This window comes from Ktedonosporobacter rubrisoli, assembly GCF_004208415.1.
Lineage (GTDB): Bacteria > Chloroflexota > Ktedonobacteria > Ktedonobacterales > Ktedonobacteraceae > Ktedonosporobacter > Ktedonosporobacter rubrisoli.
Genome location: NZ_CP035758.1, coordinates 10,899,426 through 10,911,993, shown reverse-complemented (window position 1 = coordinate 10,911,993; position 12,568 = coordinate 10,899,426). Strand labels below are relative to the sequence as shown.

The 12,568-nt window shown below is 51.1% G+C and carries 12 protein-coding genes; 4 read left to right on the top strand and 8 right to left on the bottom strand.

Translation table 11 applies throughout. The annotated features are described in order from the left end of the window. Window positions 1–35: 35 nt before the first annotated feature. The 5 genes from EPA93_RS46395 to EPA93_RS46380 all read right to left on the bottom strand — a co-directional run bounded on the left by EPA93_RS46395 (window position 36) and on the right by EPA93_RS46380 (window position 2,615). Window positions 36–431, bottom strand: coding sequence for a (R)-mandelonitrile lyase (locus EPA93_RS46395; RefSeq protein ID WP_129894071.1), 396 nt, complete (start codon window positions 429–431; stop codon window positions 36–38). 170 nt (window positions 432–601) lie between these two features. Then, window positions 602–1,354, bottom strand: a complete 753-nt coding sequence (locus tag EPA93_RS46390) for an ABC transporter permease (protein ID WP_129894070.1) — start codon at window positions 1,352–1,354, stop codon at window positions 602–604. Beyond that, entirely contained in the window at window positions 1,351–2,316 is a 966-nt protein-coding gene (locus tag EPA93_RS46385) for an ABC transporter ATP-binding protein (RefSeq protein ID WP_165423852.1), read from the bottom strand. The genes EPA93_RS46390 and EPA93_RS46385 overlap by 4 nt, the downstream gene beginning before the upstream one ends. Next, window positions 2,313–2,444 carry a hypothetical protein gene (locus EPA93_RS50705; protein WP_277988711.1) on the bottom strand — a complete coding sequence of 44 codons (132 nt, stop codon included), beginning with the start codon at window positions 2,442–2,444 and terminating at the stop codon, window positions 2,313–2,315. The genes EPA93_RS46385 and EPA93_RS50705 overlap by 4 nt, the downstream gene beginning before the upstream one ends. A gap of 15 nt (window positions 2,445–2,459) precedes the next feature. Next, a complete protein-coding gene (locus EPA93_RS46380; RefSeq protein WP_207229379.1) occupies window positions 2,460–2,615 on the bottom strand; it encodes a GntR family transcriptional regulator in 156 nt (51 codons plus the stop codon). A 397-nt stretch (window positions 2,616–3,012) separates the two neighbouring features. Between EPA93_RS46380 and EPA93_RS46375 the strand changes: the two genes are divergently transcribed. The 4 genes from EPA93_RS46375 to EPA93_RS46360 all read left to right on the top strand — a co-directional run bounded on the left by EPA93_RS46375 (window position 3,013) and on the right by EPA93_RS46360 (window position 8,129). Continuing rightward, the gene (locus EPA93_RS46375) at window positions 3,013–4,341 is read left to right on the top strand and encodes an extracellular solute-binding protein (RefSeq protein ID WP_129894067.1); all 1,329 of its coding nucleotides are present in this window, start codon (window positions 3,013–3,015) and stop codon (window positions 4,339–4,341) included. A gap of 175 nt (window positions 4,342–4,516) precedes the next feature. Next, window positions 4,517–5,398, top strand: a complete 882-nt coding sequence (locus EPA93_RS46370) for a carbohydrate ABC transporter permease (protein ID WP_129894066.1) — start codon at window positions 4,517–4,519, stop codon at window positions 5,396–5,398. Beyond that, entirely contained in the window at window positions 5,391–6,299 is a 909-nt protein-coding gene (locus EPA93_RS46365) for a carbohydrate ABC transporter permease (protein ID WP_165423851.1), read from the top strand. Before EPA93_RS46370 ends, EPA93_RS46365 begins: the two co-directional genes overlap by 8 nt. Before the next feature lie 585 nt (window positions 6,300–6,884). Next, window positions 6,885–8,129 (top strand): glycosyl hydrolase, encoded by a 1,245-nt coding sequence (locus EPA93_RS46360; protein ID WP_165423850.1) that lies wholly within the window; start codon window positions 6,885–6,887, stop codon window positions 8,127–8,129. 240 nt (window positions 8,130–8,369) lie between these two features. Here EPA93_RS46360 and fxsT read toward each other — a convergent pair whose 3' ends face one another. From fxsT to EPA93_RS46345, 3 genes are all read right to left on the bottom strand, one after another. Beyond that, window positions 8,370–10,802, bottom strand: a complete 2,433-nt coding sequence (gene fxsT, locus EPA93_RS46355; RefSeq protein ID WP_129894063.1) for an FxSxx-COOH system tetratricopeptide repeat protein — start codon at window positions 10,800–10,802, stop codon at window positions 8,370–8,372. 444 nt (window positions 10,803–11,246) lie between these two features. Further along, window positions 11,247–11,594 carry a hypothetical protein gene (locus EPA93_RS46350; RefSeq protein ID WP_129894062.1) on the bottom strand — a complete coding sequence of 116 codons (348 nt, stop codon included), beginning with the start codon at window positions 11,592–11,594 and terminating at the stop codon, window positions 11,247–11,249. Window positions 11,595–11,654: 60 nt separating this feature from the next. Beyond that, a protein-coding gene (locus EPA93_RS46345) for an IS5 family transposase (RefSeq protein ID WP_242527276.1) occupies window positions 11,655–12,519 on the bottom strand; the annotation gives its coding sequence in 2 pieces (ribosomal slippage) (window positions 11,655–12,134 and window positions 12,136–12,519; 864 coding nt in all). Between the last annotated feature and the right edge of the window lie 49 nt (window positions 12,520–12,568).

The window sequence follows — 12,568 nt, the reverse complement described above, 5'->3', positions numbered from 1 at the left end:
CTCCATTCAATAGTCGGAAGGTTTCACCCCCATGATCAACCCTGGTATTGTTCGTCGCTGACCTTTTCCATCCAATCAACAGTCTTGCCGTCGAGCCGCTCCTGAAGGGCGATATGCGTCATAGCCGTGGTCGGCGTGGCCCCATGCCAATGCTTCTCACCCGGCTCAAACCAGATCACGTCTCCCGGTCGAATGTCCTCAATTGGCCCTCCCAAACGTTGGGCCCGGCCACAACCAGCCGTGACGATCAAGGTCTGGCCTAGCGGATGAGTGTGCCAGGCAGTCCGGGCGCCCGGCTCGAAGGTAACACTGGCGCCAACCACGCGCGCTGGATCGGGAGCATCGAAGAGCGGGTCAATGCGCACAGCGCCGGTAAAGTACTCGGCCGGTCCTTTGCCAGATGGTCGTGAGCCATTTCTTGTTATGTTCATATTCTTAAAATCCTCCACTATGCCGACAAAAAGAGAGAGTTTTGTTCTCCATCTGAAGACATTATAGACACGCCTTCGCATAGCAGGATAGAATAATTCTCGAAAATGCTTGTCTGATTCTGCAAATCTTCTAGATAGGTGAGGCAAAAACCAGAGAAGTAGTTAGTATGTTAGTAGGCCTTCTTCCGAAACACAAGCTGAGCTGCCAGCAGCGGTACCAGCGCCGCGATGAGGCAGATGAGCGACGCCAGGAGCGGAAAACCGCCCATGAGGGAGGCCTGCTGCTCTTGCCAGGAGCGTCCAAGGCTCCACAGTTCTCCGCTGGGCAGGATGAACGGCAAGAGCAGCATCGCAGTCATCACGAGCAAAGAGAAGACCACCGGACGGAGCGCGTCGGAGAAGAGGATGGAAAAGAAGAGGGCCAACCCCAAAGGAACTAAGGCCACCAACCAGAGCAACCCGGTCGCCAGAAGCAGGGGGAGCACCGCCAGTGGCTGTCCCAGGGTCAGGCCAGCAAGAGCAAGGACCAGGCTGCTCATCACGCTCACGGCCAGCAACAATCCCGCACTCACTGCATACTTGGTAAGGAGCAGGCGTGTTCGGCTGATGGGCTTACTGAGCAAAAAGAAGATTGTGCCCCTTCTTGCCTCTTCGGCAATCAGCCCGCCTCCTAAAACTGCCGCGAACAGGATCACGACGAGCGGGCCGTTGGTGGCAAACCAGTGGTTCCAGGCAAATGCAGGATAATCCTTTACGAGAGGGTCATGCACCATTTCCTGGAATATGGGAGCAACCGCGCTGCCACTTGCTTGCAGATATCTGGCATAGAAAAACTTGACGATATTGCCAGCAGAGGCCACCAGAGCCAGGAACGCGAAGATAAGAACCTTCCAGCGCGCTTGCAGCACCTCTTTGAGGATCATGCTCCTTCTCCTCTCAACGCAGTGAGCAGCACCTCTGCCAGGGGCACCGCCACCACCTCGTGATCACGCAAGGCATAGGGTCGCGCTTGCAGCAACGCCACCAGCGCCTGAGCCTCTCCGGCCATGCGCAGGCGCACCGCGCGCCCTTCCTGCTCTACCCTCAGCACGTCGGGCAGCCCGCGCAGGTAGGCCATCTCTTCAGCCGGGGGCTGCTGGGCATAGACCAGGCGCACAAACTGCTCCCGGGTGCGCAATTGGTCCACCTCGTCATATAAGCTGAGCCTGCCCCCGTGCAGGACGGCGACCTGATCGGCCATGGCTTCTACCTCAGCGAGCTGCTGGGTGGCGAAAAAGATGGTCGTGCCCCTGGCTGCCACCTCCCCAATAAGGGTGGAGAGCACCACCTGGTGGGCCAGCGGATCAAGGCCGGCGGTTGGCTCATCGAGAATGAGCAGCTCCGGCTCATGGCCCAGCGCCAGGCATAGCGCCACTTGGGAGCGCATGCCCCGGGAGAAGGTCTTGAGGCGTGCGTGAGCAGGCAAGGCAAAGAGATCAAGAAAGCGTTGCACCAGCGGCTGGTTCCACCGCCGCTGCAGCTGAGACGAGAGCCTGCAAAGCTGGGCGACGGTCAACCCATCGTAGAGGCTGCTCTGCTCACTCACCGAGCCCACCAGGGCGTTGATCGCTTGCTGCTGTCTGCCTACCTCATAGCCCAGCACCCGCACCATCCCACTCTGAGGCGGACGAAAGCCCAGCAGGGTTTTGATAGTCGTGGTTTTGCCAGCTCCGTTGGTTCCTAACAAGCCGAAGATCGAGCCGCGAGGCACCGTGAAGCTCACATCGTGGAGGACCGATCTTCCTCCATAGGAGGCGCTGAAGTGGACGAGCTCTATGGCCGCGCTCTCCTCTGGCTCCCATGGCCTGGCAGTGTCCTTTTGCCTTATTGTTTCATTATGTTTCATAACTTCTCCCTCTGCCATTGGCATTCAGGATAGAACTGCATGATGGCATGCTCAAAGTGGACGCGTAAGGCGTCGGCGCTCAGTCCCAGACGGCTACCATCATGGACCACCTGGTGCACGCGCTCCAAGAGTGCTTCTTGCTGTTAGATGCGCATGCGCTCGGCAACCGTGCCCGCACGACTCTCTATGAAGCCCAGGCGTTGGAGCTCGTTGTAAGCTTTGACGATCGTGTTGGATGCAATGGAGAGCTCGCTGGCCAGCTCGCGCACCGAAGGCAGCGTCTCTCCTGGAAAGCGCACCCACGGGCGTGCTTGATCTGCTCCACCAATTGCACATAAATTGGGACGTTACTGCGTAGATTGATCTGTAGCCAGATAGCCATCTTTTTGTCTTTATCTATTAGTGTATTAGTACATTGATACAGCAAGGATAGTAACAAAAAATGAATAGTTTGTCAAGAGACATGGATACCCCCAAGGCGCTGGCTATGCCAATTAACTAGACAAATGTGGAGGCTGCCAGGAGTTCCCAAAGAACATTGACTGATGAGAAAGCCCATAGATAGTAAAACGAGGTTTTAATGGAATATTGAACTTTTTCTTGATTTACTTGACTTTTCGTTAATGATATGGTATATCTCGCTACATAGCTATTAAGGAAACCGGTTTCTCTTTTTACGAGAAGGGAGGCGCTGTAATGTTAGCCAAAAAATCATTCCTTGTCCTGGTTACCTTGCTATCTCTACTCATTCTCAGTTCCTGTGGCGGCTCTTTCACACAAAACAGTAGTAAAAACGGAAGTACCGCCAAAGCTCCGATCAATGTTGCTGTATTTTCCGGCCCTGAAGCAGACGCCATTAAGGCCCTTGGTCCCCAGTATACCAAGCAAACAGGCATTCCTATACAATTTACCTCTTTTGAGTACGATCAATTATATTCTAAAGAGGTGCAATCGGCAACCTCAAATACTGCTAACTACGACATCCTCTTTATGGATGACCCCTGGATACCTACATTTGCCAGCGGTAATTACCTCTATCCGCTCGACCATTTCAGCAATTTTAATGCTGCCGACCAGGGCTTTGTTTCAGGAGCGTTACAGGTCGATCAATGGCCTCCAGCCAAACCAGAGCTAGCCCCTAAAGGGGTCGATCAGAATACTGCCCCTCATTACTATGCTTTGCCGATTACAACTAACGTGCTCATGTTCTTCTATCGTAAGGATCTTGCCCAAAAATATGGCGTTAGTCCTCAGCAGTGGACATGGGATGACGTAAACACGCTGGCCGACAAGGTGAAGGGCACAGGCGTAAGTGGCTTTGTCCTGCGCGGCCAGGGCGGCAATAGTGGTGTTGCTGACTTCACGCCGTTGCTATGGGCCTATGGTGGAACATACTTTAAGAGTAACTGGACGAGTGCCTTGAACTCGCCCCAGGCCATCGCTGCGCTCACAGAGTGGAAGAAGCTCTTTGGCTACGGCCCCTCTGGCTCTGCATCCTTTGGCGCTGACCAGGTTGGCAATGCAATGGAGCAAAATCAGGCGGCAATGGCCGAGATCTGGCCAAGCGGCTGGGCTGGCAAGATGCCTGCGAATGTAGCCATCGCAACAGTACCAGGCATGAAAGATAGTTCAGGCGCACTTCGCCAGGCTCCGGTTGTAGGGGTCTGGTCTATAGGAGTTGCCAAGAACTCAGCTCACGCAGACGAGGCTTTTCAGTTTATGAAATGGCTCACCTCAGCGCAACAGGAAAAACAGTACGGCAGCAGCGGCGATGATCTTCCAACACTGCAATCGGTGCTCCTCGATACTACCATCGATCAGAAGTGGCCTTTCTATAAACCAGTTTATGATGCGCTACAAGTGAGCCATATGCGCCCGCGCACGCCGGCATGGCCCCACGTGGAAACTGCTCTAGGGAATGAGCTAGTCAAGGTAGAGTTGGGGCAGGAAACTCCTCAGCAAGCTTTGCAAATAGCCTCCAATGAGATTGACCAGTACATGTCCCAGAATGGGTTAAGCAGTTAGCTCCTTCCAACCTGTCAGGCATGTAACTAACCAACCGGTTATCCTGTAAAGCCGCGATACAGCCGTGCTGGTTGTATCGCGGGCCAGGCCTGGTAATAGCAGGCATATAATCACTCAAAATTGTTGCTGAACATATGCAAGCTTGTCAGATGTCATAAGCAAATGGAGGGTATTTATGTATAGTGCCAGACTAACAAAGTATGGCTTTCTATTCCCAGCTCTGCTACTGCTGCTCATCCTGATGATTTATCCCCTGGGTTATGCTATAAATGCCAGTCTGCACTCCTATTTCCTGGGACAGCAAACAGGCTTTACGGGCCTCACAAACTGGGCTGATGCGTTCCACGATACCCTTTTCTGGAACTCAATCGGACTGACGTTACTCTATTCTGTGATTGCTATTCCAATAGAAATGGTTCTTGGTATTGCGTTGGCGCTGCTTATTACATCTCTTGGCAAGAAAATGCCCAGGCGCATTAGTGAAATTGTGCGCTCCATCCTGATCATCCCCTTTATCATTATGCCAGTTGTATCAGGTATCGTCTGGAAGCTTTTATTCCTGCCGCAATATGGCTTTCTCGACTATCTTTTCCGCCTGCTACACCTGCCACCAATCGACTGGTTAGGTAATCCATTATGGGCTGTGGTAGCAATTATATTTATGGATTTCTGGATCTGGATTCCCTTCATCTTCTTGATCGTGACAGCGGGGCTGCAAGCTCTACCAGACGAGCCATTTGAAGCAGCCCAGATCGACGGTGCTTCCTTCTGGCAGACCTTATTTCAAGTGACCTTACCGCTTCTCTCTTCAGTTATCCTGGTGGCACTAAGTCTGCGCACCATCGATGCTATCCGTATCTTTGACCAGGTTTATTCCATGACCGGCGGTGGCCCCGGGGCTGCAACGACTTTTGTGAGCCTTCAGCTCTCTAAAACGGCTTTTTCTGAACTCAACTTTGGCCTGGCCGATGCAGAACTTTTCCTGGTCCTTGCTCTCATGCTTATCATCGTTGGTGGCTACTATGTATTCATGGGAAGGAAGTATTTGCATGGATAGTAGCAAACAAGCGACGCTTCCCGACAAAAAAGCCTGGCCTGCTGGTTTGGCTCATCCGGCCAGACAAGCTATGAGCCTGCAACGTCGAATACTCTTGTATGCCCAATGGCTAGCTTTACTTGTCTTTCTACTCTGGACGCTCTTCCCCCTGTACTGGCTAATCAGCACATCTCTTAAGGAGAACAATGAGATATTGACGTCGCCTCCCAGCCTGTTCCCGCGCCACCTCTCGCTGGCTGGCTACCAATATTTTTTCGCTAACTTTACGGCCTTTCTCTTTAACAGCGTTGTGGTGACACTTGGCTCTACGCTCATCGCTCTAGTCGTTGGCACCCTGGCAGCTTACAGCCTTTCGCGCTTTCGCTTCCCTAAATTCATCTTTGGCTTGGTATGGATTCTCATCTTGATTATTCGCATGACGATTCCCGTTGCCTTTATTATCCCTCTCTATCAGATCTTGAAAGGGCTTGGGCTATACAATACATTACTTGGCTTGATAATAGCCTATACCCTTACGAGTCTACCGTTTGTAATCTGGCTGATGGTCTCCTTTTTCTCCGAGGTTCCGCAGGAAATAGACGAGATGGGCCTGGTAGACGGCGGCTCATATCTCAAGGTATTCAGCAGGATAGTCCTCCCTCTGGTAGCGCCAGGGCTGGCGGCATCGGCCATTATGGCAATGCTGTTCACTTGGAACGATCTGCTCTTCGGCCTATTTCTCACGGCAAATGAACAAGCAATGACCTTACCAGTAAGTATTGTAAGCTTTATTACCCAATATGCGACTCTATGGTCGCAGCTTGCATCAGGCGGGGTTGTCGCTATTGTGCCGATGGTTATTCTTATCATGTTCATTCAGCGCTACCTTGTACACGGCCTGACGGCAGGAGCTATCAAATAAGCCAGCATAGGGCATGCAGCTTCCATAGATGCCTATCTCTGGCTACTTATCCTGGGGTGTCGCCTGTTGGGTTAGAACAGCCCCCGCAACAAGAACGCCGTCAGTTCTATATGCAACTTCTCAGAGCGGACCTGCGCTCCCTTCCTTCCATTGATCCTGCCCACAGCTTCCTATGTGCGATTTTATATAGCCTATTCTCTCAACTTTTCGCGCACAAACAAAGAACTCGTTTACAAGATGATATAATATCTAAATCTCCAGCAAAACTCGATTGATGCAGAGAAATATGTACTTATGTGCTAGTGCATATTCATTTTATACCAATAGGCTTGCTATAGAAGAAAAAGGGTGTATTATGTCTTCAACGGCCTGATCAGATTAAGGCTGGTGGTCAGTGCTAAATAACAGTGGACGCATCAATTATGTTCTGGGAAAATGTCTGGGAAATGTCGTGGCCTTTGTCTCCGTTCTGCTCTAGAATGGAGAAAAGCTGATCTGGCGAATGGCTCAAAACCTCTATATATCTCTATAGAGACATATGTCCATCAAGAAAAGAATGTACGTTACTGGAGGGAAAGATCCGTCATGCGTAGTGCGGAAACTGCACGGAAGCGGTTTGGGCTCTTAGTGCTGCTGGCTGCTCTCGTGATTATTGTATCATCATTACTCGTCTATCATCCGAAAGCAAATGCAGCGCTAAAGTCACAGTTGACCTCTTTTCGGTCTGATTTTTATAGCAATCCCTATGGCTTTACTGATGTGCAGGGCAGATTTACCGATCAGGCTGTCGCTGATATGCACGACCTTGGGCTCAGCTGGGTCCGTAGTCAGCTTGATTGGTCAGATATCGAGACAGCTCCCGGTGTCTATGACTGGTCAACGCTAGATAGCACAGTCAGTCGGGCCAATGCAGGGCATGTGAACCTGGTCTTCCCTATTCGCAATGCTCCTGATTTTCATCTGACTCAGACTTGCACGACGGCAGATGGCAAGTTCTCCAAGCAATTCCCCGGCGCCGCCGATATGGCTCAGTTCGCAACTGCCCTTGCCACCCGCTACGATGGACGGCATGGGCATGGACGCATCCAAGCTCTCCAGATCGGCAACGAGGAATGGGATGATGCCAAGTTCGGAACCATTCCTGAGTCCGAGCAATGCCGCCAGCCAAGCTTCTACGCACCTGTGCTTGCCGCGGCCTACGATGCGATTAAACGTGTGGACAGGCACATGCTTGTGGTAGGAACCGGGCTTTTCTGGAAAGACCCGCAACATCAACACGATTGGTACGCCTACCTTTATCAGCATGGAGATGCAGACAAATTTGATGTGGCTGCATTCCACTACTATCTTTGCACCTATGATCCTAATGTGGGCAATGATCCCGATTGGCCACGCTTTAATGAGATCGTTGATGCCATCGCGCAGGCTGATATAGAAAACTATGTCTTTAAGCCTATCTGGGTCACGGAGACAGGCTGGACGATCAGCGCAGTCAACCAGAACCCTAATTGCGTGGTCTCCCAGGAGCAGGTTGCACACTATATGGAAGAAGAGTTGGATGATGCGCGCAATTCCTTGCTGGTGACAAAGATTTTCTGGTTCACAATGGATGAAGGCAACAATGGGATGAGTATTACACAAAATGGCGTGAAAACGCAGGCCTACAACAAGTTGAAAGACTATATCCAGAACTATCCACAGTGGTGGGAGGATGATCTTGATGGTGTTCCAAACAGTATTTCGCAATGGGCTACTGATCGATATCGCCTTGGTTCGCTAGATAATGCGGGAGAGAGGTGGTATGACAAGAAAAGAGAAACATTTCTCTGATTTTTCTTGAGGCCGAAATGGCTAGCCAGTAGTAGAGGAAGAAGGTTAGCGTGCTTTAGCAGATATTGATTTGCAAAAGCTATCTACCTACGCTCCACCCCGTCTCTTACGGCCTATGCATCCAATTGAGAATACATAAGGTGTGGTGCGGTGCTTTGTTTGCTGCCGCACTCGCCTGGCCCTGTCTGGCAAGGACATATGTTGCAGAGGTTGCGCAAATCGAGCCAGCAAAGGGGCCGCTCATCTTTTATCTTTCTGCGGTTTCTCACCATCGTTTCTTTGCGCGACCAGGATACTATAGTCAGCGCCGATCTTTATTGTTTCTGGATGCGCCTCCCCCAAACATCGTTTACTTATCAACAAAGCGCGCAGGTATAATGGCTCCGCCTCTCCATATCTGCCCTGATCTCGATATAAATTAGCCAGACCAGCGAGTGTAATAGCTGTATAGAGATGCTCAGGGCCTACTCGTTGTTCCCGAATACTTAAGGCACGTAGGTATAATGGCTCCGCCTCTTCATTTCTCCCTTGATCTCGGTATAAGTTGGCCAGGCCCGTGAGAGGAAATGCAATATCGGGATGCTCAAGGCCCAATTGCGCCTCTCGAATACTTAAGGCGCGCAAGTATAATGGCTCCGCCTCTTCATTTCTCCCCTGGCTCTGATACATATCTGCCAGGCCTATAAGCGAAAATACAGTATCCAGATGCTCGGGTCCCAATTTTCGTTCCCAGATGGCTAATGCCCGCAGATATTGGCGCTCGGCCTCTGCATATCTCTTTCGATGAAACCAATTCAAGAAGGCCAGATTGTTAAGCGCGGCGGCAGTATCAGGGTGTTCAGGACCAGCCAGATGCTCCTTCACGTCTAGAGCCTGTTGATAGAGAGGCTCAGCTTCTTCGAAATTTCCTTGCTCATCATATACCATCGCTAGATTATTGAGCGTTCTAGCTGTCTGGGGATGATGTAGTCCCAGCAAACGTTTTTCAAGCTGCAATTCCTGATAGAGCAGTTCCTCAGCCTGCTCATAGTTGCCCTGTCGCCAGGAAAGTTCCGCTCGTCGCTTTAACCAGGAGATCATCGTAGATTGATCAAAATTGGGATACTGCTTTCCCAAAGTGATCATTTGCTCCAGTAATGGCGCGGCCTCCTCATAGCGGCCACGTGCCATCAAATATCCTCCTGCCTTATAGCATAACTCCCCCGCCTCAAAAAGTGCATCTTTAGCCAGGTCAATCAACGGGAGGCAGGCCAGGGCTTGCATCAGATAGCGCTCACATTGGACACTGGTAGCAGCTATTTCCTCGGGAAAGGCGGCATTAACCATACGAATTACACGCTCGCTCCATATCCGTGTCTCGGCAGGCCCTATACAGTCTCGCAAAACAGCCTGGACCAGCCGATGAAGGGAAAGCGTCTGTGTTTGGGGCTGGCGCTGAAGCAAAGAAAGAGTACGTAGCGCTGCCAGGGCAAGGTCGAATTGAATAGGGTCCGCTACTATAGGTGCAAGGGTTGGTCCTAGATGTATAGCTCCAAGGCAAAAGAGCTCCTCCGGGATAGCCTCAGGATGCAAGAATGCGCAGACATACAACAGATCCACAATATTGTTAAGTTCTTGCTCTGCTCTCTCTTTGGCAAGGAGAAAGGTTGTTGTTACAGAATGGGGATGTTCACCAACCGGACAGCCACGACGATTAAGCAGATATGCTCTCTGCTGTTTGAAGCAGGCTAGATAGCTTCTCAAGCTGCAACCAGTTTCTTCTACATAAGCCCCAGTCTGATCGAGGGCCAGAGGCAATCCGCCCAGGGTTGTCACCAATTCTGAGGCTGCAGCATATTCGGTTGGCATGTTTAGAGCCGCTTGAGGTAACTGCTCAATTGTAACATCTGGCTCTAGTATTTTTGCCCGTCGCAACAGGAACAGTATTCCTTCTTCTGGTCCCATAGGCAGCAGATCTATTCGGCAAGCAAGGGTTCCGAGCGTCTGGCGACGTGTAGTAAATAGAAACGCGCCATGCGGCCCTGGAGGAAGCAGGCGATGCGGCAATTCTATATCTTCCAGGTTATCCCAGATAATGAGCCAGTTATCATGGGTCGCAAGCCAACCTTGAACCGCCTTGACAACCAGCTGCTGCTCCATTTCGGTTTTCTCTGGCAAGCGTAATAACTCGGCAATACGCTGCAGACTAGACAAAATACTTTCAATATTCTCACCATCGATCCAAAGGATAGCATTATATTCTATGCAATACTGATAAGCATATTCCAACGCAGTTTGCGTTTTGCCCACACCCCCAAGGCCGCTTAAGGCATAAACCTGAGGTCCGGCCTTAGCGCAATCGATCCCAAGATATCGATGCAATGTCTTAAGAATTTTCTTGCGTCCAGTAAAAAACAGATTGCGGGGAAAAGGCACTCCCCATAAAGGAAGTGGCGCCACTAAACTCGCTTCCAATAATTTCCGCGCTTCCATGTCGTTCAAACATAGGCGGCGGGCCAGTTCAAGCACAATAGCCTTGCTCGCCGGAAGAACTACTCCTTGCTCCCATCTACTAATCGCATGACGATGCATGCCAATTGCTTCGGCAAGCTGTTGCTGTGTAAGATGCATTCGCTTGCGAAAAGCGTTAAGGAGTTCGCCAAAGGTTTCGGCATTACTATGTGTTATAGTCACGCAATTGTCTCCTCCTAAACCTGTTAGTTAGGCGCAAGAATAGCTATTATCCTTTTCTGCGCAGTTATATGTCATCCCATGACATATTCAAGTATTTCCTATAATAAATTTGGCGCGTAGTAAATCTATCTCACTCTATACAAAGGTTATCCTGCTCTCGTTGTTCTTCCACCTGACTATAGTACTGAAGGGGAGAGAAAACTGTATATTCTGAGCTGTAATAAACTTAAGCAGTATTATTACGCGGTATGTGGCTGCTGCGAAGAGGTAATTAGGCGTGCCCAGTTCTTCGCCCCCTGCGGTCGCCATAAGGAACGAAAAAACTTGCACACAGAATCAGGCAAATTTATGGAGGAAAGATCGGCTCTCTGTTAAGTGCTCCTGTCCACTTGCTTATTGGGCATTAGCGGCTATGATTAGCACAGGCTCCTGGCTTTGGCCTGCTCAATGAAGCCCAAAGAATTGCCGCAGAAAATGAGGTACAGGAAGAAACTTTCTCCTGCTCAATTCTCTAAAGAGAAACCCCACAGCAATCAGTAAAACCACTCCCCAGGCAAGCATATCACCAAACCAATATTTTAGCAGCATAAACCAGGAGATACTCATAAGCAGAAGAAATGCGCCAGTGGCGATCAGAGAGAACCAACCATACGTCAGGTAGATAAACGCATCCCGCCGCGAAAAACCTACATTCCCCTTACCTTGTTTGAACAGCACCTTCAGCAGACTTCGCTTACAAAACTGATGGGCTTCTTGCCGTAGATCCGCCATATTGAGAGCATGATTGAGCATAAAGTAACCATCCAGCTCGATAAACGGCAGAAAATTTAGAGAGTGTCCTAACCACAAGAATCAGTAGCGGAAAGGAGATAAGCGCGAAAGCATAAGCCGAACCGAGGCGAGCTGAAGAAAGGCTTCTGAACTGGTGGTGAGCCCTTCGTAGTCGCGAGCTAAGCGGCGGAAACGGGTGAACCAGGCCAAGCTGCGTTCGACGACCCATCGTTTCCTTTGCACCTGAAAACCCGTCTTGGGCCGGGGCAGCAGAACCGGTTGGCCGTCCACGAGGATCCAGTGCTGATGGGACCTATTGTGAGCCTGTGGCACCAGTTCTGTGGTCCAGTGCAATCGCTGCGCAATCCAGTCGAGCAATGGTCCTGTATAGCCCTTATCCGCAAAGAGGTGGCACAGACGCGGGAAAGAGCGCGGCAACTGGCTGAGCAAGAGCCTGGCCCCCACGCGATCCACGATGTTGGCGGCATGCACTTTGACAGCCAGAAGGAAACCCTGCGTATCCACGAGCACGTGGCGTTTACGCCCATAGATTTTTTTTCCCCGCGTCGAAGCCCTTGTCGCTTCCTGGCACGGGAGCCGTTTTGATCGACTGGCTATCGATGATCGCAGCGCTGGGTTCCGGGTCCCGCCCCATCTGGGTGCGTACCTGTCGGCGCAGGTGGGCCATGATGGGCTCCCAAATCCCCGCCTGCGTCCAGATGCGGAAGTAGTGATGGGCCGTTTTGCCATTGGGCAGGTCGTGCGGCATCTGTCGCCATGAGCAGCCTGTGCGCAACACATAGAGGATAGCATTGACGATTTCTCGTCGCTCGTGAAGGGCCGTTGTGGCCTGGGCAGAGACTGCTGGGATGAACGGCTTGATCAGCTCCCATTGCGCATCGGTCAGATCCGACGGGTAACGTTTTCGCTTGATTGGCTCACACATCTTGGTTCGTTCCTTTCGAGTTGTGCTTTCGGCTGAACTCTCCTTTCTC